The organism is Methylococcus sp. EFPC2, assembly GCF_016925495.1.
Classification (GTDB): domain Bacteria; phylum Pseudomonadota; class Gammaproteobacteria; order Methylococcales; family Methylococcaceae; genus EFPC2.
Window position 1 is genome coordinate 1,130,729 of the sequence record NZ_CP070491.1, and the last position, 22,236, is coordinate 1,152,964.

The following is a 22,236-nucleotide window of genomic DNA, read 5'->3' on the forward strand; positions in this document are numbered from 1 at the left end:
AGTTCTGCAATATGGATGAGTTAAAACATGGTTTCGGGCGCAAGACCTTATGCCGCGCTCGGAATAGGTCGATGATAGCGGTTGCAAAATCCTTGCGACCGGCGCCGGGTGTCGCTAACCGGGGTGGCGTCGGCGGACGAAAACCTGCGGGAATGGCTGGTGAGGGGATGCTCCGTGACCGTTGCGGACTACGCCTCGCGGACCTGCGTTTAGGGGCAGAGGTAGTGCCGCGCTATAAGCCAAGCATTTGGATGTTGCGGATTAAATCAAGGTGGGACCCGCCAGGATTTTTCATCTTGCGTACGCCGGTCGGATCTGGCACTTGCTGGAGCATCTTGTCATGAGATTTTTTCGTTGCGGGCCCCTATTCCTCCTGGCCTCGGTGCTTATTGCCTGGGCTCCTGACGGCAGCGCGCTCGAACAGTGCGAAGAGACGGCGGGAAGATTTGCCAGCATAGAGGGAGAAGTCGAGGTTTTGCGTGAGGCGGGCGGCAGTTGGCATCCAGGGGATCCGGACGCGCCGCTCTGTGAAGGAGACACCATACAAGTGGGCTTGAATGGCCGCGTGGCGGTGTTGCTGGTCAATAACACGGTGTTGCGCATAGACCAAGACACTCAGGTTCGTTTGGTCAATATCGCCACCAATAGTGAGGAAATTTCCTGGGTAGATCTGAGCAAAGGCGCCATTTACACTTTCAGCCGCCAGCCCCAGCGGCTGAAGGTGATCACGCGCAGTCTGATGGCGCTTATCAAGGGGACCGAATTCTATGTGCGCGCGGAAGACGAGCGCTCGTACCTGTCGGTATTGGAAGGGAGCGTGCAGGTCTCCAATGAGCAGGGCGCAGTGATGGCCATGCCGGGAAGCGAGGTCGTCGCGGAAAACGGTGCCAAGCCCCGGTTGCGCACGGTGGTTCATCCACGCGACGCCGTGCAGTGGGCGCTCTACTATCCCCCCTTGTTCGCAGTTCTCGATGGCCACGGCGGACATTTACCAAAAGATTTGCCGGCTTTCTTAGCTAAGGCTGTCGAGCAAGCCGGCGTGGGCGACACCGCATCGGCGTTCAAGACACTGGCGCAACTCCCGCTCAGCGAGCGCGATGGCCGTTTCTTCCTCTATAGGGCGGCGTTGCAACTCTCGGTAGGGCGTGCGGCGGAAAGTGCCGCGGATATTCGCGAAGCCCTGCGGCGGGATGGCGATTCCGCTCTCGCCTATGCCTTGCGCGCGCTCATCGCAGTTGTACAAAACCGGAAAAAACAAGCGCTAGAAGACGCCCGTCGGGCGGATGGGCTCGCTTCCAGTGTCGCCACCAAGATCGCCTTGTCGTACGCGCTGCAGGCGGATTTCCAACTCGAGGCCGCACGCGACGAACTGTCCGCCGCGGTACGGACCTATCCCGATGCATCCTTGGCCTGGGCCCGCTTGGGCGAGCTGGATCTTATGCTCGGGAATCGCCGGTCCTCGCTGGAGGCCGTTCACAAGGCGGTCGCCTTGTCGCCAAATTCGGCGCGCGCGCATTTGGTTCTGGGGTTCAGCGCCTTGGCGGAATTCCGGCGTAGCGAAGCCAAGGCATCGTTTGCCCGGGCGATCGCGCTCGATTCTGCGGAGCCCTTGGCACATCTGGGCTTGGGTCTAGCCAAAATCAGCGACGGTGAATTGGTCGAGGGACGGAGGGAGATCGAAATCGCCGTCGCCCTCGACTCGAATAGCGCCTTGCTCCGGGCTTATCTGGGCAAGGCCTATTTCACCGAGAAACGGGCACCGCTGGACGCGACCCAGTTGCAGCTGGCGAAATCGCTGGATGAGCTGGATCCCACGGCCTATCTATATGACGGCATCCGCAAACAGACCGAGAACCGGCCGGTGGAAGCTTTGCGCGACCTGCAGGCCTCGATCGACCGCAATGACTATCGGGCCGTCTATCGTGGGCGTTTGCTGCTCGATAAGGATCGCGCGGCGCGCGGAGCCAGTCTGGCGCGGGCTTACCGGGATCTGGGCTTCACCGAGCTGGGTCTGCGAGAAGCCGGCCGTTCACTGGATCTGGAGCCCGACAGCGCGGCCGCGCACCGTTTTTTATCGGATTCCTATCAAGGCGTCCGCCGCCGGGAAATCTCGCGTGTCAGCGAGTTGCTGCAAGCCCAGCTCATGCAGGACGTGAACCTCAATCCGATCCAGCCCAGTCTGGCCGAAACCAATCTGAACATCATCAGTTTTGGCGGGCCCGCCGCGGTCGGCTTTAACGAGTTCACACCGCTTTTCGAGCGCAATAGCGTCAAGCTCGATACCTCGGGATTCGGGGGGAGCAATGGTACTTATGGCGGGGAAGGTTCGGTGACGGCGCTCTATGACCGCTTTTCTTTCGGCGCCGGCGCTTTCCATTACCAATCGGACGGCTGGCGCCCCAACAATGGTTTGAACCAGCAGGTCTACGACATTTTTGCCCAGACAGCGCTTAGTCCGGAATTCAACGTTCAGGTCGAGTTTCGACGTCGGGTATCGAAAGAAGGAGACCTCGCCTTCAATTTCGATCCCGCTGAGTTTCTACGTGATAAAACCAACCACCGGGAGCAGGACACGACCCGCTTGGGCCTGCGTTACACGCCGGAGAAGAACTCCAATTTCCTGTTCTCCTACATACACAGCGACCGGACTCAGCGCGAGCAAGTGGACGCGGTGCCGATCGATCCCACCACCACGCTTTCCTCCAACCAACGAGGGAATGACGTGGGTGATCAGTACGAAGGGCAATATCTTTATCAGCGCGAGCGCCTCAATGTGGTCGCCGGATTCGCGCATAGTCTGGTCGCTCAGCGTGCTGATGGCGCTGTGACATTCTTTGATACCACCTTTCCCGAGCCCATCGTCAACAGCTTCGATTCCGTAGGAGAAATCCGATATACGAGCGGCTATTTGTACGGCCACTTCAGGTTTCCGTCGCCGATCACCTGGACCTTGGGTTTCAACTATGCCGACTACCAGGAAGGACTGGTGTCGGTATCGAATTTCAATCCAAAATTCGGCGTTCGGTGGGACCTCAGCGAGGATTTTCGCTTACGCGCAGCGACGTTCACCACGGTCAAGCCCGCGTTGGTTAATAACCGCACGATCGAGCCCACCCAAGTCGCCGGCTTCAACCAGTTTATCGACGACATCAATGGGACGAAGTCCACCAGTTATGCCGGTGGCTTCGACTGGCGACTCACCCGAGGCTTATTCCTGGGCGGCGAAATCAGCTGGCGTCATCTCGACGATCCCGTACTCAAATTCACTCCGGACGGCGGCCAAGCCGCCGATCTCGAGGATCGCCGAGAAGAGGTTCACAGCCTCTATCTATTCTGGACGCCCGAGGAGCGGTGGGCGGTAAAGGCCCAGTTCGTGTACGACCGCTACCGCAGCGAACCCGGTGTCGTGACGGACAGTGGCCAAATCCCTCAGCTTTCCGAAACCTTGTCCGCGCCCGTTACCTTGAGCTATTTCCACCCGACCGGCTTTTTCGGCCGGCTTGGCGGCAGCTTCGTGCATCAGCGGGTGTTGCGCGCCGCGACCGCGCCCCAGATTTCCGGCAACGACAGTTTCTTCCTGATGGATGCGGACCTTGGCTATCGCCTGCCACGGCGACTGGGTGCCGTGAGCGTCGGGGTCAAGAATCTGCTCGACTCGCGCTTTCGCTATCAGGACGACAGCTATCGGGAATTCAGGGATGAGCCCGCCACCGGGCCTTATTTTCCGGACCGGATCGTTATGGGGCGCATAGTCCTCAATTTCTGACGGAACCGTGAGATCACCGTTCCCCACACTAGCCAAGAGGTGTACAAAAATGAAAACCTGTCATCACCGTTTAGTTGCATTCGCGCTGCTCGTGCTGGCGCCGGTCTTTCCTGTTCTGGCCAGCAACAGCGTCGCCGCCATCGACGTGGAGGGCAACGCCACCTGCAGTTCGCTTTCGGTCAATTCCGTGCTGCAGGCCAAGGACACTTCCTATGTGCCCGACGCCAGCGGTTACGATCACGTAACGGGCCCCGATGGGCAGATATTTACGTACAAATTGGATCCGAACGATGCCAAAAAGATTGCCGTATGGAGCGTCAGCGGTCCGGACCCCAGTTTAGGCACGGCCAAGCCGGTCAATTTCGTCATAGCAAAGGAAGCCGGAAGCGCCGGCGGTCATGCCTTCTATTTCAGCAATCCAGGCGTGTACAGCGACACCAACGAAACCGACGACACCGCGCCGGCCAATATCGTCGCCGTCTCTTTCTGCTATGGATTGTCGGGGCCTTTCGTCCCGACGCCGCCCACCGCTTTGCCCACCTGCGATGTCCGTTTGTGCGACCAGGATCCGGCCTCGGTCCAGGCACGTATCGTGACCAAGTTCGACGAGCCCGCGGACAACACGCAAAACTGGCAGGTCACCACGTGCAGTTGCGAAGGCGCCAGCTTTACCGCCTGCGACCCTAACCTTAGAACGGGAACGGAAGTGCCGCCGGGAACCCCGGCTGCTTGCACCAAGGGGAATTTGCAGTTTCTACCGGTGGAAGTGCAACTCGGCAGGGATCCCGACTCCTACTACTGCACGGTCATCAACGGGACCAGGAGGTGCTTTAGCCGATAAGCCGGCCGGTCGACACCGTTCAATCGGCGGCGAGGCGTCCGGTGGTGTCCCTACGCTATGGAATCCCGCTTCTGATTATTTCTTTTACGGCGGCTCTCGCGGCCTACACGGTGCACCGCGACCGGGCCTCCGCAGAAGCGGTGGTACGCGGCGAAGCGGTAAGCTACATGATCAATCGCATGGGGGAACTGCAGAAGCGGGTCAGCGACGCGTGGGCCCAGGGGAACCGAGGCCGTATCATGGACGATATCGCCTTGATCGCGGGCGAGGGCGAAGCCCAGCAAGCGCTGCTGGCCGGAGACGACTCGCAAGTGCTGGCGGCCACCAGTCGGGAATGGGTCGGCCAACCCTTGTATAGCTTGAGTGCAACGCAGTTGGCCGTTTTTCGCAACGAACCCGTGGGGATTCTACTGGACCGCGTGCGAGCGCAGGCGGGGGGAGAGGTCCATGTTATCGCCGAGGGGCGTTATGTGGTGGGGGCCTATCCAGTGGTACTGGGGCCCGACCGGGTGGGCGTACTGGTGGTGCAAAAGGATCTTGCCAGGGATCTCGCGCGCGCGCGGGGAGCCATCGCGCAGCACACGGCCGAAATGGTGGCAATGTTGGCGAGCTTGGCGCTGACGCTGGGTGTTCTGGTTCATTTTTTCGTCAGTCGCCGCCTCGGTCTCCTGGTCAAGGCGACGACCCGATTTGCCGCGGGTGATCTCAACGCGCGCGCCAACTTGCGTGGCAAAGACGAAGTGGCGCATCTGGGACGGGCTTTCGATCAAATGGCGACGGAGGTTGCCGGAACGCAGCGTCACCTGGAGCGCAGCGTCGCGTCGCGAACGGCTGAACTGGCACGCATGGTCGCAAAACTGCAAACCGAGATCGGCAAGCGACGGCGGACGCAACGGGCCCTGTTTCACGAAAAGGAACGCATCCAGGTCACATTGGCGTCTATCGGCGATGCGGTGATCACGACCGACGTTAGCGGACGCATCGAATATCTCAACCGGAGCGCCGAAATGCTCGCCGGACGGCCCAAGGAACGGGTGATCGGCTCTACTCTGGCGGAAACTTTCGCTTTTATCGATGAGAACACGGGCCTCCCGGCACAAGATCCGGTGGCCCAGTGCATCAGGGATCGCACGGTCATCGAAGTCGCCAATTGCGCCTTGGCGATCGGCGGTAACGGGCCGGAACGCTCCATAGATCTTTCCGCCGCCCCGATATCCGATCGCGCCGCGAGGGTGCGAGGGGCCGTATTGGTTTGCCGCGATGTCACCGACATCCGGCAGGCCACCAAACGCTTGAGCTATCAGGCGTCTCACGACCCGCTGACCGGTTTGGTCAACCGCCAGGAGTTTGAGCGGCGTCTCGAGCGCGTGCTGAGTACAGCAACGGCGGAAGAGTCGCACGCGCTGCTTTACCTGGATCTGGATCAATTTAAGATCGTCAACGATACCTGCGGGCATGCCGCTGGCGACGAGTTGCTGCGGCAAATTAGTCTGGTGCTCGGGCCAGAGGTGCAAAAACGGGACACGCTGGCGCGTTTGGGCGGCGACGAGTTTGGCGTCTTGCTGGAGCATTGTGTCCCGGATCAGTCACTGGTGATTGCCGATAAATTGCGCACGGCGATGCATAATTTCCGCTTCGTCTGGGAAAACAGGAGCTTTTCCGTCGGCGTAAGCATAGGCGTGGTGCCGATCCGGCCCGGCAACGACAATCTGGCTTCCGTGTTGCGGGCCGCCGATAGTGCGTGCTACGCGGCCAAGGAGCAGGGCCGCAACCGGGTCCATGTTTTCCAGACCGGTGACCAGGAGCTCGCCCAACGGCATGGCCAGATGCAATGGGTGCCGAGGATACAGGAAGCCTTGGCCGAGAATCGGTTCATGCTGTTTTTTCAGCCCATAGTCCCCCTTAACCGGGCGGACCAGATGCATTGCGAGGTACTCTTGCGGCTGGTCAACCGAGAAGGCAGTCTGGCGCCGCCGTCTGTATTCATTCCCGCGGCCGAGCGTTATAACCAGATGCAGGCGATCGATCGCTGGGTCGTGAGAAATGTGTTCGCGGCGCTCTGCGATCCGGGTATCGTTCCGCACTCGGTTTGCTTGGCGATCAATCTGTCCGGCCAGTCGCTGGGGGATCCGCAATTTCTTCAGTACGTTTCCGACGAAGTCGAAAATCACGCAGTTCCGCTCGATCGGATATGCTTCGAGATCACGGAAACCGCGGCGATCAGCAATTTGAGCCACGCCAGGCGCTTTTTCGCGGCGCTTAAACCCGGCGGTTGCCGTTTTGCCTTGGACGATTTCGGCAGCGGCCTCAGTTCCTTTCGCTATCTGAAAGATTTACCCGTCGATTTCTTGAAGATCGATGGGTGTTTCGTAAAAGATATGGTTCGCGACCCCATCAACCATGCCATGGTCGAAGCCATCCATAGCGTCGGCCATGTCATGGGCATCAAAACGATAGCGGAATTTGTAGAGTCCCAAAGCATAATCAGCATGCTGAAGGAAATTGGCGTCGACTACGCTCAGGGCTATGCCTTGGGCGAGCCCAGGCCATTTGGCATGATGCGGGATTTGCCGTCTTCAGTGGGCGATGAGGCGGTCGGGTCCGGTGTGGTCACAAGGCTGAAGACCCCCGGGCATAGCTAGACTTCGTCGGCGTCCGCTGGACGAGTCATCGGGTCATCGCCGATATCGGGTGGATAACGCTTGACATGCTTAGTTGCTGCCAGCATAATGCTCGTGCTGTCAGGGTACAGCGTCACACACTCTCTGCCGAGGTGGTGAAATTGGTAGACACGCATGTTTCAGGTACATGTGAGGCGACTCGTGGAGGTTCAAGTCCTCTCCTCGGCACCAAATTCCAGTCTGTCTAAGACGAGCTGAAACCCGCTAGGATGTTAAGTCTTAGCGGGTTTTTTGTTGCCCAACGCCCCTCAAAGCCCGGATTCTGGCCTCCGAAGTCCCTAGCTACGAGGCGTCGGGGTTTGTCATCCCAAGCGCATAACCGGTAGGCTGGCCTCCGGTGGAGGCATGTGCAACCGGGAAGTTGCAAGTCTTGGCGCAGCAGGCCCGGTCTTTGCGATTCCGGGGAATCATCCAGGTGCTCCGAGCTTCGCGTAATGCTCCTTGAACCATTGGCTGATGGCCGTTTGTTGGAAGACGAGGCTCTTGAGCAATAGCTTGAGCATTCCTCGGTTCCAGTTGCCCAGGGCCTTACGGCGAAGCCAGCGAGGCAACAGGCGAAAAGCATGCAGCGCCACCATGGTGTATTGCGCCGCTAGCGAGAAGATGCTGCTGTCGAGGGTGGACAGCAGGGCCATAGAACGCACACGTCCCTGGGGGCTGGTGCGCCAGTAAGAAAAAATGCACTGGTGCAGCAGCAGATCCTCGGGGGTCTGCGCCAGGAAGGCCTCGCGCAGTTCTTCCGCCAGGGTCCTTCGGGTCAGTTCCAATCGTCCGCAAACGCGGGAATAACGCTGCAGCGCGGCACGCACGTCGAGTCGGCTCTCGCGCAGCGCGTCCCTCAGGATCAACGCATCCTTCACGGCGGCGGTGATGCCGGAGGCGGTGAGCGGATGGCAGCAGCCGCGTGCGTCGCCTATCAATGCGAAATTGCCTCTGACGCTGGCTTCCGGAATGATGCAGTAATTGGCTGCCGCCAGGGGTTTGCCCGCGGCCAGGACCCGCTCTATGTCCTTGCAAAAGACCTCCGGGAAGAAGCTCAGGTGGGACCGGATGGATTCCCTGGAATCGGCATCTTTGAGTACCTCGAGCATGACTCTCGCCCGTCCGCCGCCGATGCCGTAGGCGTAGGCGACGCCGGCCGGATTTAGAAAAATGTTGCCGTACTCCGCATGGGGCAGATGGGTGTCCTCGACCTCCACCCCCATCATCCCCGAATAGCGTTGGGTCCGGTGACCGATGCCGACCATCTTCCTCACCTGCGACATAGGGCCGTCGGCCCCCAGGATCAAGCGCGCGCTCACGCGCTGTTCGCGGCCTTCGTATTGCACCAGCGCGGTAAATGGCCGGTCGGCCCCGCCTTCCATCCCGGTGACCCGCGCACCGAGCCACGAGTCGACACCCGGCAGGCGGCGGGCCTTGTCCAGCAGATGCTCCTTCAGAACCTGGTGCTCGATAGCCCGGCCGCAATGGTCGGTGTCGCCGCTCGAGGCGTAAGGCAGCAGCATAGGGTTCGGATCGTCCCTGAACACGCCCGGGAAGATGGCGAAGCCCTTGACCACGGCACCCAGTTCGTCGTCCAACAGGCCCAGTTCGCGCAGACCCTCGATGCCCGGAGGGTGGATCAGTTCGCCCGCCAGGCGCCGGCCCTGTGCGGGCAGGGGCTCGACGATGAGGACATGCAGCCCCAGTTGCGAAAGTGCCGCGGCGGCAGCCACTCCGGCCACTCCGCCGCCGGCGATCAAGACGTCCACGTTGTTCCGGTCATTCATGTGCTCTTGCATAATCCCATGCCCTTAGTGAGGGAATGCGGCCCAAGGCGGGGGATGCCGCCCAGGACCTTCCGATTCATTCACGGCCGTCCTGAGACGCACCGACCAGTCGGGCATAGCGAGCCATCGCCCATGCCGGAAAATAAGTGTGATAGAGGCGGTAATCCAGCATGGCAGCGCCGAAAAAGACGCCGTTGACCGCCTGCCGGGGCCAACCGCCATCCGCCTGCTGGCGGCTCATCAACCACCGAATGCCGCGTCGAATTTCGTCCAGGTCGGGCGGCAGGATGTCCAACAGGGCCAGCAGTGCCCAACTGGTCATGACGACCTGGCTCTCGCCGTGTTCCACATAGCGAGCTTCGAGACAACCGGTGTAATGCTCGCCCCAGCCGCCGTCGCCGCGCTGCTTGGCTATAAGCCAGCGGGCGGCGCTTTGCAGGGCCGAGTCCGCCGCCGGAATGCCGGCCATGCGTAATCCTTTGGCGACGTGGAAGATGGCATAGGTGTAATTGATGCCCCAGAAGCCCGGAAAGGATCCATCGTCCAACTGGCCGCCACGCAGAAAAGCGACGGCCCGCTCTATCGCGCTATCGATGCTTCCGTCTGACCGGTCCGGATGGTGTTTGCGGTAATGGGCCAGCGCCCCGAGTGCCGAACCGGTACATTCGATGTAGGAAAGTTCGGTCATGCACTGGCCGAACATCTCCGACGGATTGATGAACTCCAGTAGTTTGCCGCCGCGCCGGCGCTCGTAGGTGCCGAAGCCGCCGTCGCGGTTTTGCCGCGACAGGATGAAATCCACGGCCAGACTCAAGCGTTCGGGTGCCACCGCGGCGGCGTAGCCCGGATGATCCGCGATCGCGAGCAGTGCACTCAGCGCCTCGGCCGCACAGTCGCTCACGGGCCATCGATGTTGCCCGTCGGAAAAACACCAGCCGCCGAGGGCGATATCGCGCCAAGCCGCGCGGCCACCGGGCAGTTCCTCCGTCATTTGCGCAGACTTGAGAAATGCCTGGGCCTTTTCCAGCGCGAGTTCCGAGCCTGCGACGGGCGCCGGCGATTCAACGAGGGCCTGAATGGCGAACGCGGTATCCCAGGTGTTGGAACGGGCACCGACATAGCGGATTCCTTCTTCCTCGTCCTCCCAGCGCCAGGCTTCGACGCCGTCCAGGCTGGGTCCCAAATCCGGGTGGTGGGGGTCGTGGGCGTACAGGGCGAGGCAGTTGAGCAGTCCGCTGACCGGCGAGACGCCCTGATAACGGCTGATCCGCTGTTCGTAGACGATGCGCTCCAGGCAGACGCCGAGGGCTTTCTCGCGCAATGCGGTACTATGGACTTTCTCGTAGGCCGACAGCAAGCGGTAGGCCAGGCGCAGCCAGACACTGACGGGGACATACACATCCCCCGGCGCGATGAAGTTGCGCAGCGCCGGGAAATCGATAGCTACATAAGCTTCCGGGTAGAGTTCCCCGCGTAGGGAATCGCGCAAACCATCTGGCAAGGTCGCTTTAAAACGCTTGCCGTAAAGGAAGGCAAGGCCCAAGTAGATCTGACGGGTGTGGCAGTAATAGCGGCGGGGATGGAAAGGCAGCCACTCGGGCAACAGGAATATCTCTGGAGGGATGCCGTTGAGTCCCTCGTATTCATAAAGTCCCAGCATGGCCAGCCAGAACTTGCCCCAACTGGGGATGCCTTTCACTCCGCCGGGTTGGGAATGCAGCCAATCCCGGGTCCGGGCCAGCATCGGCTCATCGGACGGCGTACCCAGCAGCCGCAGCGCCACATAGGCCAGGGTGGTGAAAAAGACATAGCCGGGCGATTCGGGGTGCATGCCCCAAGAACCATCCGGCCTTTGGTAGTACCGGAAATGCTTGAGGATGCCCGCTTTCTCGGCTTCGCCATAGGGCCGGCCAACCACCGTGCGGGCGATGACCGCCTGGGCCAGGATCATGGTGCACCACACCATTTCCCCTTCCCAATCACCGCCGGCACGCTGCAGACCGATAAGGTGGAGCAAAGCCCGTTCGCTGGATGTCTGCGCGTCCCGATCGGCGGGCGCTGGATTGCGGTTTCCGCCGTAAGCAATATTTTCTTGGGGTTTCAAGGGACGCGTCGATCGATAGCTCAGCGGTGTTTGAACAAACCGCTGCGCCGGATGTGCCCGGACGCATGCGGAACGAAATGGCGGCAGGAAGGCCGGTCGCTTAGGCAATCAGCTCACTGTCATGCGGGCCGCCCATGCCGGCGGCCAAAGAGGGTATCTGCGCCGGCCTCGACGCGGCATACGTCCAGCTGGGATGGTCCGCTAAGGAGTAGCAGCCCTTTTTCCGCCAAGATGGCGCCATTTTGTGGGAACCTCGTCGCGCCGTCCAGCTTCGCATGCCTTGTCGGGTCCGACTGGCCTCCTTACTTCCCCAGCAGAACGATGCGCAACATGGCGAGGAGGCCTTTGAGTTGACGAGCCAAGCCGAGCTTGGCATGTATCGGGTAGACGCCGGGCAGTTGCTGGCCTCGTGCGAGCCTGGCGAGCCGGTGTTTGACGGGCGGCTCCAGTTTGTCGTCGGCGGCCAATTCCATGAACATCGACTTAACGTTGCCCAGGTCGAAAAAGTCCCGCTGCCACTGCCACCGGTAGTCGCCGCCATAACGGAACCAGGAACCGCCGACGCCCGCGACCTCGTAATCACTGCCGTCGGCTCGCTTCACCGGCGCGACCTGCCGCCAGATGCCGATCACTTCGCCCTGTTCCTCGTCGATTAGTATCTTCTCGTAGGGGTAGCGCCATTTCTCGAAACCTTCCATGTGGGTTCCCAAAGCCCAGTCTTCGATCTCCTTCCTGCTCCGCGCGATGAATTCCCGGTTGGGACCCATGTTCCAGGAGTATTCGGCATCTTCGGCATACATGGGACCGAGGTGCTTGATCCAGTCGCCTTCCGTCTCGGCCCTGCGGTTGGCGGCGAGCCAGCGATCGATCATTTCCTGCAGTTCGGCTCGGGGATAAGCGGGCATGGGGATTCCTGGGTTTGTTGCGGGAGAGGTTTAAGGCTGCGAGAAAAGATGTTCTCATGAGTGCTTCGACGCAGCATCATCATAACCTTTTCAGTCGGCGGATGACTTCGCCGGGGAGCGAACACACCGCATGGCCCTCACCAATTTCAAGCAACCGCCCAGACTGCCCGGCGCGCTGCCGCTGGTCGGACATATCCTCGGTTTCGGCAAGAACCCCCACGCCTTCATGATGCGGCTGCGCGAGGAACTGGGCGATGTCGCCGAATTCAAGCTATTCCATCAGGACATGGTGTTGCTGACCGGCGCCGAGGCCAGCGAAGCGTTTTATCGCGCGCCCGACGAGGTGCTCGATCAGGGCCCGGCCTACAAGATCATGACGCCGATCTTCGGCGAGGGGGTGGTGTTCGACGCGCCCATACGGCGCAAGAACGAACAACTGCAGATGCTGATGCCGGCCTTGCGCGACAAGTCCATGCGGACCTATTCCGACATCATCGTCCGTGAAGTGGAAAGCCTGATCGGGAACTGGGGCGGGGAAGGCGAAATCGATCTCCTGGAATTCACCAAGGAGCTGACCCTCTACACCTCCAGCCATTGCCTGCTCGGTCCCGAGTTCCGCTACGAGCTGAACGCCCGGTTCGTAGACATCTATCACGACCTGGAGCAAGGCATCCAGCCCATCGCCTATGTGTTTCCCTATCTGCCCCTGCCGGTATTCCGCCGCCGCGACAAGGCGCGCGTGCGCCTCGTGGAACTGGTCACGAACATCATGGAGAAGCGGGCAGGGCAGACGGACAACAAGGCCAATGTGTTCCAAGCGCTCATCGATGCCCGCTACGAAGACGGCAGCAAACTCAGCGCCCACGAAATCACCGGTATGCTCATCGCCGCCGTCTTCGCCGGTCATCACACCAGTTCCGGAACCACCGCCTGGGTGTTGATCGAATTGCTGCGCCATCCGGAACGCCTGAGAGCGGTGCAGGCGGAAATCGACGAACGCTTCGGACCCGACGGCGAGGTCAGTTTCGAATCCCTGCGCCAACTACCCAAGCTGGAGAACGCCATCAAGGAAGTGCTGCGTTTGCATCCGCCGCTGATCATCCTGATGCGCAAGGTGATGCAGGATTTCCGGGTCAAGGACTCTGTCATCAAGGCCGGCAAGTTCGTCTGCGCGGCGCCTTCGGTCACCCACCGCATCGGCGAACTCTTTCCCAACCCCACGGCCTTCGATCCCGACCGCTATACCGAGGAGCGTGGCGAGGACAAGAATCTATACGGTTGGCAGGCCTTCGGCGGCGGACGGCACAAATGCTCAGGCAACGCCTTCGCCCTGTTCCAGATCAAGGCGATTTTCTGCGTCTTGCTGCGGCGCTACGAATTCGAGCTGGCCTTGCCGTCGGACAGCTACCGCGACGACTACCAGAAAATGGTGATCGAGCCGGCTTCGCCCTGCACCATCCGCTACCGCAAACGGCAGGACCTGCGCGCCGCGGCCGGCAAGTTCGATGAGCAAGCGCTTCGGCCGGAAAAGGGCGATCGGACATTCCGTGTGCAAGTCGACTGGGATCTTTGCAAGGGCCATGGAAACTGCGCGGCGGAAGCCCCGGAGCTATTCCTGGTCGACGAAAAAGGCCGGCTCACGCTGCCGGCAGGCGAAGACATCCCGTCGGAGCTCCTCGAAAAGGCAAGATCGGCCGAGAAATTCTGTCCAGCGCGGGCTATCAGCATCGTCGGCAAGGACTGAGCGGCTTCGGCAGGGCAGGGGGCCCATGGAGGGCCCGGCCGGCCTTGAGTGAAACGGGAGATCGCGATGACATCGAACTGGTTTGAATACATCCTCACCCATCACCGCGGCTTGTTCGCCACCATCGTCCTGCTGCCGGTTTCGGCTGTGTACGACGCGTACAGGACGGTCCGCCGCCAACTGGCCTGGCGCTTCGGGCGCGCGCCGAGCCAACACGCGCGCCGGGTCGCGAAAGTGGTACGGCAAATCAAGGATTGGCAGGATCAAGGCTGCCGGGAAAAATTGTGTACGGCGCGATCGGGCTGGAAATCCATGAGCGAACTGGTGCCGAAATACAAGCTCACCCACCACCGGATAGCCTTGGGGATGTACGACATCCTCGAACTGGACGAGCAGCGCGGCACGATCAGGGTGGAGCCCCAGGTTTCCATGGGACAACTCTCGCGCAGCCTGATTCCGCAAGGTTGGATACTGCCGGTTGTGCCGGAACTGGACGACTTGACGGTGGGCGGGCTGATCATGGGTTTCGGGGTGGAAACCAGCAGCCACAAATACGGACTGATACAGCATATCTGCGAGTCCTTCGAAATCGTCACGGCCGAAGGCAAGCTGCTCCGGTGCAGCAAAACGGAGAATGCCGAGCTTTATTATCTGATTCCCTGGAGCCACGGGACCTTGGGTTTCCTGGTGGCTGCCGAGTTGAAAATCATCCCGGCGCGTCAATACGTCAGGCTCCACTATCAACCGGTCTATACGCTGGCCGAGATGGTGGATGTCTTCGAGAAATCGTGCAGAGAACCCGGGCAATACGATTTCGTCGAAGGCCTGGTATACAGCCAGGATACTGCGGTCATCCTACGCGGCACCCTGATCGACGAACCCGCGTCCGATGGGCCGATCAATGCCTTGGGGCGATGGTTCAAGCCCTGGTTCTACCGCCACGCCGCAAGCTATCTCAGGGAGCGCCGCAGCGGTATCGAATACCTGCCCTTGCGGGATTATTTGCATCGGCACACGCGCAGCTACTTCTGGGCGATGGAGGAAATCATACCCTTCGGCAATCATCCCTTGTACCGAGCTCTTTTGGGCTGGGCCTTGCCGCCGAGCATCGCACTGCTGAAGTACACGGAAACCGAGACGACCCGGCGGCTGAGGGAAAGGCTGCACGTCGTCCAGGACATGCTGATGCCCATACGGCATCTAAAAAAATCACTCCAATACTTCGCCGAGCATTACGCCATTTATCCCTTGTGGCTGTCGCCCATGGCGGTTTACGACAACGAGCGGCAACTCGGCTTCATACATCCCTACCGGGACGAGGACGGCGCCGTGGACGAATTATTCGTCGATATCGGCGTCTACGGGGTGCCACGCAAAGCGGATTTCGACAATCGGGCCGCCTTGCCCTTGCTCGAAAAATTCGTGATCGAGAACCACGGCTATCAGGCCTTGTACGCGCAAACGACCCTGAGCCGGGAGGACTTCAGAACCATGTTCGATCACAAGGACTATGACCGGTTGAGGGAGCAACTGCCTTATTGCAGGCAGGCCTACGATGAGGTCTACGACAAGGTATCGTCGCAAGGAAGAGCCGCGCCGGCCGAGATCAGGAAACTGAAAGTGCGTAATTGACCCCGGTCGCCCGAGCGGCGCTCCGCGGCCAGGCCTGCTGCAACGCGGAACCGGAGCATGGCGTCACCGATCCAAGCAGCGGTGATAGGTCTCAGACTATCTGATCCCATTCTATCCAGGGGGAAACGGCCATGGTCAAAAACGTGACGCAGAAATTGATCGAAAGTCACCTGGTCGAAGGCCGTATGAATCCGGGGGAGGAGATCGGTTTAAAAATCGATCAAACCTTGACTCAGGACGCGACGGGCACTCTGGTTATGCTGGAATTCGAAGCGCTCGGCATTCCCCGAGTCCGCACCGAGATTTCCGCCCAGTATGTGGACCATAACCTCCTCCAGGAAGACTTTAAAAACCCCGACGACCATCTTTTTTTGCGTAGCGCCTGCAAGAAATTCGGTCTTTGGTACAGCCGCCCCGGCAACGGTGTAAGCCATCCCGTTCACATGGAGCGCTTCGGCATGCCGGGAAAAACCCTGCTCGGTTCGGACAGCCACACCTGTTCCGCCGGTTCCTTGGGTATGCTGGCCATCGGGGCGGGCGGACTGGAAGTGACCATGGCCATGGCGGGCGAGCCCTTTTACGTCGATATGCCGAAAATCTGGGGTGTACGACTGCTTGGAGAACTGCCCGAGTGGGTGAGCGCCAAGGACGTGATCCTGGAAATGCTGCGTCGCCACGATGTGGACGGGGGGCTCGGCAAGATCATCGAGTATTACGGACCCGGATTGAAGGGCCTGAGCGCCATGGACCGCCATGTGATCGCCAACATGGGGGCCGAACTCGGCGCCACCACGACCGTTTTTCCCTCCGACGAGGCGGTCAGGTTATTTCTGAAAAGTCAGGGACGGGAGGACGTTTGGCAGGAAATCGTTGCGGACGAGGATGCGCGCTACGACGAATACGAGGAAATCGACCTTGCTGAGATCGAACCGCTGATTGCGCTGCCCAGCAGCCCGGGAAATGTGGTGCCGGTCCGCGAAGTCGCCGGCCGGGAAATCTACCAGTCTTATATCGGATCGTCCGCCAACCCGGGGCTGAGGGATTTTGCCATCGCAGCGCTGATCGTGGACGGCAAACAGGTACACGACCGGGTGTCATTCGACATCAACCCCACTTCCCGGCAAATCCTGGAAAACCTGGTCGAATCGGGCCTGCTCGGCAAACTCATCCATGCAGGGGCCCGGCTCCACCAGGCGGGGTGCGGTGGCTGCATCGGCATGGGACAGGCTCCGGCCACCGGACGTATCAGCCTACGCACCGTTCCACGGAATTTCCCCGGCCGCTCGGGCGTCAAGGACGATCTGGTCTATCTGTGCAGTCCGGAAACCGCCGCCGCTTCGGCCCTGACCGGGGTGATAACCGACCCGCGCACGCTGGGCATGAAGTACCCGCGCTACAACGAGCCCGAGACCCTTCGCCTCAATACCGAGATGCTGGTGCCCCCGGCTGCGGAAGATCAATCGTATGAACTGGAGAAGGGCCCCAATATCAAACCGCTGCCCCCATTGGAACCCCTGCCCGATCGACTTGAAGGGCCGGTTCTATTGAAGGTGGGGGATGCTATTTCAACCGACGAAATCATGCCGGCCGGGGCTAAGGTATTACCTTTCCGCAGCAATATACCGGCCATCAGCAAGTTTGTTTTCAGCCCGATTGACGAGACTTATTACGACAGGGCCATGGCCTGCCGCAGCCAGGGTTCGTTCGTCGTGGCCGGGGCCAATTACGGCCAGGGCTCGAGCCGGGAACATGCGGCTTTGGCCCCGCGTTATCTGGGCCTTAAGGCGGTCATCGCGAAAAGCTTTGCCAGGATACACCTGCAGAATCTCAGCAACTTCGGCATCCTTCCGCTGCTTTTTTCCAGTCCGGATGATTGGGAGCGAATCGCGCAAGGCGACGTGCTTTCTATTCCCGAGCTTCGCGATTCCATCCGTCAGGGAAACAGGGTAAAGGTGATCAATCGAACGAAAAACGAGACCTATGAAGCGGAGCATAGGATGACCAAGCGCCAGGTCGAAACGGTCTTGGCGGGCGGCCTGATTAATTGGGTGCGAGCAAGCCAAAGGCACACTTCAAGCCTTTCCCCGCAGACCGGCTGGAGTCCATAAATCAGGAGGTATCGCATTTGTGCTGCCCGCGTCGGGCACGGCTCGCTTCGGCTTTGTCGGGTAGGCTCCTCGGTGCGTCCGGGGGTAATTCCCCCATTAGGTGCATCCCGAAGCCGCGCGCCGTCTGATGCAAGTCATACGGTCATGAAGGAGCGGGATTCGTGGTGCAGCGGAATCGGTTGGCTCGAGGGGCGATTCCTTGACAGCGCACCGCCACAGGTCCATCGTCTGCCTGTCATAGACCGCAAGAACCAGTGAGCGACCGCTCACTTTGCCCAAGTGTCAACGGCTTACCGTCCGTTGCCACCATCGCCTTGGGAGATCGGCCATGTACGTGAGTCTGCATGCCATCCTATCCATCACCGCGGGCGTCCTCATCCTCGTGCGTCCCGTCTGGCTGAATACATCGTGGCGATCTATTTGATCGTCACGGGCATCCTGGGGTTACGCTAGGCCCATCACTCAGCCAGGAACAACATCCCATGGCCGAGTCGATGACGACCGTCTGGCCGGGCAAACCCTACCCCCTGGGAGCGGTTTGGGATGGCGAGGGCGTGAACTTCGCCCTGTTTTCGGAGCGTGCCGAGAAGGTGGAACTCTGCCTGTTCGACGCCAAAGGCCGGCGCGAGATGCAGCGCGTCACGCTGCAAGAGCAGACCGACCAGGTCTGGCATTGCTATCTGCCCGAGGTGCGTCCCGGTTTACTTTACGGTTACCGTGTTTACGGCGCCTATGATCCCGAACGGGGACTTCGTTTCAATCCCCACAAATTGCTGCTCGATCCCTACGCCAAGGCGATCTTTGGAACCCTGCGCTGGAGCGACGCCCCGTTCGGCTACAAAATCGGGCACAAGCGGGAAGATCTGTCCTTTGACCGCCGCGATAGCGCCGCCGGGATGCCGAAATGCCAGGTCATCAATCCGGCTTTTGCCTGGGGCGATGACCGCCCGCCCGCCATTCCCTGGCATGACACGATCATCTACGAGCTGCATGTGCGAGGTTATACCATGCAGCATCCCAAGGTCCCGCCTGCCTTGCGCGGTACCTACGCCGGCCTGGCGACGGTTCCCGTGGTCGCGCACCTGAGGAAGCTGGGCGCGACGACGGTGGAGTTGATGCCGGTGCACGCCTTCGTCGACGACCGCCATTTGGTGGAGAAGGGCCTCCGCAATTACTGGGGATACAACTCCATCGGCTTCCTGGCCCCGGAAGGGCGTTATGCGTCCGGTGACCCGGTGAGCGAGTTCAAGACGCTGGTGAAGACCCTGCACGCCAGCGGCATCGAGGTGATCCTGGATGTGGTCTACAACCATACCGCCGAGGGCAGCCATCTGGGCCCCACCCTGTCGTTCCGGGGTATCGACAACGCGGCCTACTATCGACTGACGCCGGACAATCCGCGCTTTTACATGGATTACACGGGTTGCGGAAATACCCTCAACATGACTCATCCGCGCGTTTTGCAGTTGATCATGGACAGTCTGCGCTACTGGGTGCTGGAGATGCACGTGGACGGCTTCCGCTTCGATCTCGCCTCGGCGCTCGCGCGCGAACTGCATGAGGTCGATCGACTCGGCGCCTTCTTCGACATCATCCACCAGGATCCCGTGCTGTCCCAGGTCAAGCTCATCGCCGAGCCCTGGGACCTGGGAGAGGGGGGATATCAGGTGGGCAATTTTCCGATCGGCTGGGTCGAATGGAACGATAAATACCGCGATGTCGTCCGCGCCTACTGGAAAGGCGAGGGCGGATTGATCGACGACTTGGCCTACCGTCTGACCGGTTCGAGCGACCTCTACGAGCGCAGCGGCCGTAGACCTTATTCCAGCGTCAACTTCGTCACCGCGCACGACGGCTTCACCCTGCACGACCTGGTGAGCTACAACGAAAAACACAACGAAACCAATGGGGAAAACGGCCGGGACGGGGCCCAGGATAGTCGCAGCTGGAATTGTGGCGTGGAAGGCCCCACTGACGAACCGGAAATCAATGCCCTACGCGCCCGGCAAAAGCGCAATGTCCTGGCCACGCTGCTGCTTTCCCAAGGAGTCCCGATGCTGCTGGCGGGCGACGAGATGGGCCGCAGCCAACAGGGCAATAACAACGCCTATTGCCAGGACAGCGCGATCAGCTGGGTGAGCTGGGATTTACAGGCGGAAGATCAGGCGCTGCTCGCCTTCGTGCGGCGGATGATCCAGTGCCGCAAACAGCATCCCGTCTTTCGCCGGCGTCATTTCTTCCAGGGGCGCTCGATCAAGGGGGTAGGTGTCAAGGACATCGTTTGGCTCAACCCGGATGGCGGCGAGATGAACGACGAGGAATGGCAACAGTCTTTCGCCCGTTGCTTGGGAATGTATCTCGCCGGCGAGGCGCTGGAGGATCGCGATGAGCATAACGAGCCGATCCTGGATGACGATTTCCTGCTCCTGATGAACGCGCATGACGGCGAAATTGTCTTCGTACTTCCGGGCTATCGGTCGGATAGCCGCTGGGAAGTAGTGCTGGATACCGGTTATCCGGTCGGGAAGAAAATTGCCGCGAATTACCCGAGCGGGGGGAGTTATCCGCTCAAGGGCCGTTCCTTGGCCTTGCTCATACAGATCGAGGAGAGGTAAGGGAGCTTGGCAGGCTAGCCTGCATCCGGACGGCTGAAAGCCCTGAACCAAGGCGGCGAGGTTTGGCAGGAGCCCAGTCTGAAACAGGATGGTAAGCGGGGTCACCGTAATCGTTGGGAGGGTTCTATCATGCCTGCCGAAAGCGTATCGACCGTGGACGTTTCGACGGATGAAAATGTCTTTCAAGTCCGGGACTGCACGCTCATCGCCATCGCGACGGGTACGAAGGCGGCGACGTTAAAGGAATTTCGGGACGGACTCCAGGTAATCCACCCCGGCAGCATCTATTACCACTTCTGGGGCGGACTCCTGCAATCGCGGTTCGAAGAACGGGAATACAACAACGATTTTGCCGCCTGGGCCCAACACGGGTTGCACGATGCGGTGCTGGGAGAACGCCTGGCCGCCGTTGATCCCACCGATTTCGAACCCCTGGAAGACTTGAGAAGGGAACTCATCGAGATCATCGAGGAACGTCTCGACGAGAGCGAGCGCTTGACGTGGCTGGTGGCGAACCGTCCCTTCGAGTTCCTCCAGTCCCAAATCATCGTATTTGATACCCGCACGCGGGTGGCCGAGCCGAAGGCATTGGCCCAGCTGATGCTTCATCTTTCCATCGGCACCGTGTTTTACCACTTCATCGATGCCCGCCGTCGATCTCCGATCAGGGTCGACGATTTCAGCGCCTGGCTGGCCGCGTTCGGCGGTCGGTTTGACGATCTGGCCCGGCAGCTTGCCGGTGTCGATCCCTACTTCGGCAGTCTGGGCGAATTGCGGCAGCGGCTCGCAAACATGCTGAGCGCTTACTTCGGGGAGGGAGGGTAATGGGTCTGCTCGACGATTATGCACAGACGGCCGGCGAAGACGTGGTCGACCACTTGTACCAGTTGGCGAGGCCGCTGCGCGGCAAGCGGATCGCACATGTGAATTCGACGCGAGTGGGCGGCGGGGTCGCAGAGATACTGACCAAGCTGGTGCCACTAACCCAGGCGTTGGACATCGACGCCAGTTGGGAAGTCATTACCGGCGAAAGCGAATTCTTCGAATGCACCAAGGGCATGCACAACGCATTGCAAGGGAATCGCGCAAGAATAGGCGAAGGCCTGCTCAAGGTTTACGAAGAAACGAACGCCGCCAATGCCGATCGCCTGCGCCCGGTTTTGCAGGATGCAGACTTCGTGATCGTGCACGACCCTCAACCGGCGGCGCTGATCGGGCATTGCCCCGATCGCAAGGGGAAATGGATCTGGCGCTGCCACATCGATGCCAGCCATCCCTACCGTCCGGTATGGAAGTATTTGCGCGATCACGTCGCGCAGTACGACGCCAGTATCTTTTCCCTCGCGGCCTTTGCCCAGACCCTGCCGCACCCCCAGTACATCATTCCTCCGAGCATCGATCCACTGGCGGAAAAGAACGTTGAGCTGTCTCGGTCGGAGATCGAGCCGGTCTTTCAGGACTTTGGGCTGGACCCCGAGCGGCCGCTGCTGGTGCAGGTGTCGCGGTTTGACCGGTTCAAGGATCCGGTCGGGGTAATCCGCGCCTACGAGTTGACCAAGCGATTCCTGCCCGGAATCCAGCTGGTACTGGCGGGCGGTAGTGCGACCGACGATCCGGAAGGGGAAGCGGTTTTGCAGGAGGTTCGTGCCGCCGCGGCGGAAGACTCCGACATCCATGTGCTGTTATTGGCGCCCGACGCCCATCGGACCATCAACGCATTGCAGCGGGCCGCGAGCCTCGTCATACAAAAATCCGTCAAGGAAGGCTTCGGCCTCACGGTGACGGAAGCCTTATGGAAAGGCAAGCCGGTTATCGGCGGGAACGTGGGGGGCATACGTCTGCAGGTCGTCAATTATCACACCGGCTTCCTGGTCAACACGCCGGAAGGCGCGGCCCTGCGCATCCGCTATCTCCTGGCCCAGCCGGAAAAGCTGGCGAAAATGGGGGAGAAGGCCAGGGAGTTCGTGCGCGAAAACTTTCTCATCACGCGACAACTGCGCGAGCACCTGACGATGATGCTGATACTCCTCAACGGGGGGCGGGATAGGATCGAACTATTTTGAGCAGCGTC

13 protein-coding genes and 1 tRNA gene are annotated in these 22,236 nt (G+C 60.4%); 11 read left to right on the plus strand and 3 right to left on the minus strand.

What is annotated here, in order from left to right; genetic code table 11:
- Nucleotides 1-340: 340 nt before the first annotated feature.
- From JWZ97_RS04930 to JWZ97_RS04945, 4 genes are all read left to right on the plus strand, one after another.
- Complete coding sequence (locus JWZ97_RS04930; protein ID WP_205433700.1) at nt 341-3,766, plus strand: FecR domain-containing protein; 3,426 nt, start codon at nt 341-343, stop codon at nt 3,764-3,766.
- Nucleotides 3,767-3,815: 49 nt separating this feature from the next.
- Nucleotides 3,816-4,607 (plus strand): hypothetical protein, encoded by a 792-nt coding sequence (locus JWZ97_RS04935; protein WP_205433701.1) that lies wholly within the window; start codon nt 3,816-3,818, stop codon nt 4,605-4,607.
- Nucleotides 4,608-4,651: 44 nt separating this feature from the next.
- Nucleotides 4,652-7,249 (plus strand): EAL domain-containing protein, encoded by a 2,598-nt coding sequence (locus tag JWZ97_RS04940; protein WP_205433702.1) that lies wholly within the window; start codon nt 4,652-4,654, stop codon nt 7,247-7,249.
- A gap of 125 nt (nt 7,250-7,374) precedes the next feature.
- Nucleotides 7,375-7,459: transfer RNA gene (locus JWZ97_RS04945), tRNA-Leu, on the plus strand.
- A gap of 236 nt (nt 7,460-7,695) precedes the next feature.
- Here JWZ97_RS04945 and JWZ97_RS04950 read toward each other — a convergent pair.
- The 3 genes from JWZ97_RS04950 to JWZ97_RS04960 form a co-directional block, all read right to left on the minus strand.
- A complete protein-coding gene (locus JWZ97_RS04950) occupies nt 7,696-9,057 on the minus strand; it encodes an NAD(P)/FAD-dependent oxidoreductase (protein WP_205433703.1) in 1,362 nt (453 codons plus the stop codon).
- Nucleotides 9,058-9,133: 76 nt separating this feature from the next.
- Complete coding sequence (locus tag JWZ97_RS04955) at nt 9,134-11,161, minus strand: 2,3-oxidosqualene cyclase (protein ID WP_240342489.1); 2,028 nt, start codon at nt 11,159-11,161, stop codon at nt 9,134-9,136.
- A 302-nt stretch (nt 11,162-11,463) separates the two neighbouring features.
- Nucleotides 11,464-12,066 (minus strand): nuclear transport factor 2 family protein, encoded by a 603-nt coding sequence (locus JWZ97_RS04960; RefSeq protein WP_205433704.1) that lies wholly within the window; start codon nt 12,064-12,066, stop codon nt 11,464-11,466.
- 130 nt (nt 12,067-12,196) lie between these two features.
- Here JWZ97_RS04960 and JWZ97_RS04965 point away from each other — a divergent pair, with 130 nt between their 5' ends.
- From JWZ97_RS04965 to JWZ97_RS04995, 7 genes are all read left to right on the plus strand, one after another.
- Entirely contained in the window at nt 12,197-13,810 is a 1,614-nt protein-coding gene (locus tag JWZ97_RS04965; protein WP_205433705.1) for a cytochrome P450, read from the plus strand.
- 66 nt (nt 13,811-13,876) lie between these two features.
- The gene (locus JWZ97_RS04970; RefSeq protein ID WP_205433706.1) at nt 13,877-15,442 is read left to right on the plus strand and encodes an FAD-binding protein; all 1,566 of its coding nucleotides are present in this window, start codon (nt 13,877-13,879) and stop codon (nt 15,440-15,442) included.
- A gap of 131 nt (nt 15,443-15,573) precedes the next feature.
- Complete coding sequence (locus tag JWZ97_RS04975) at nt 15,574-17,550, plus strand: aconitate hydratase (RefSeq protein WP_205433707.1); 1,977 nt, start codon at nt 15,574-15,576, stop codon at nt 17,548-17,550.
- A 408-nt stretch (nt 17,551-17,958) separates the two neighbouring features.
- The gene (locus JWZ97_RS20315; protein WP_371822611.1) at nt 17,959-18,003 is read left to right on the plus strand and encodes a hypothetical protein; all 45 of its coding nucleotides are present in this window, start codon (nt 17,959-17,961) and stop codon (nt 18,001-18,003) included.
- 29 nt (nt 18,004-18,032) lie between these two features.
- Nucleotides 18,033-20,165 (plus strand): glycogen debranching protein GlgX, encoded by a 2,133-nt coding sequence (glgX, locus tag JWZ97_RS04985; protein WP_205433709.1) that lies wholly within the window; start codon nt 18,033-18,035, stop codon nt 20,163-20,165.
- Nucleotides 20,166-20,294: 129 nt separating this feature from the next.
- The gene (locus JWZ97_RS04990) at nt 20,295-20,990 is read left to right on the plus strand and encodes a DUF5752 family protein (RefSeq protein WP_205433710.1); all 696 of its coding nucleotides are present in this window, start codon (nt 20,295-20,297) and stop codon (nt 20,988-20,990) included.
- Nucleotides 20,990-22,228: a glycosyltransferase gene (locus JWZ97_RS04995; protein WP_205433711.1), complete on the plus strand. Its 1,239-nt coding sequence runs from the start codon at nt 20,990-20,992 to the stop codon at nt 22,226-22,228. The genes JWZ97_RS04990 and JWZ97_RS04995 overlap by 1 nt, the downstream gene beginning before the upstream one ends.
- Nucleotides 22,229-22,236 lie beyond the last annotated feature (8 nt).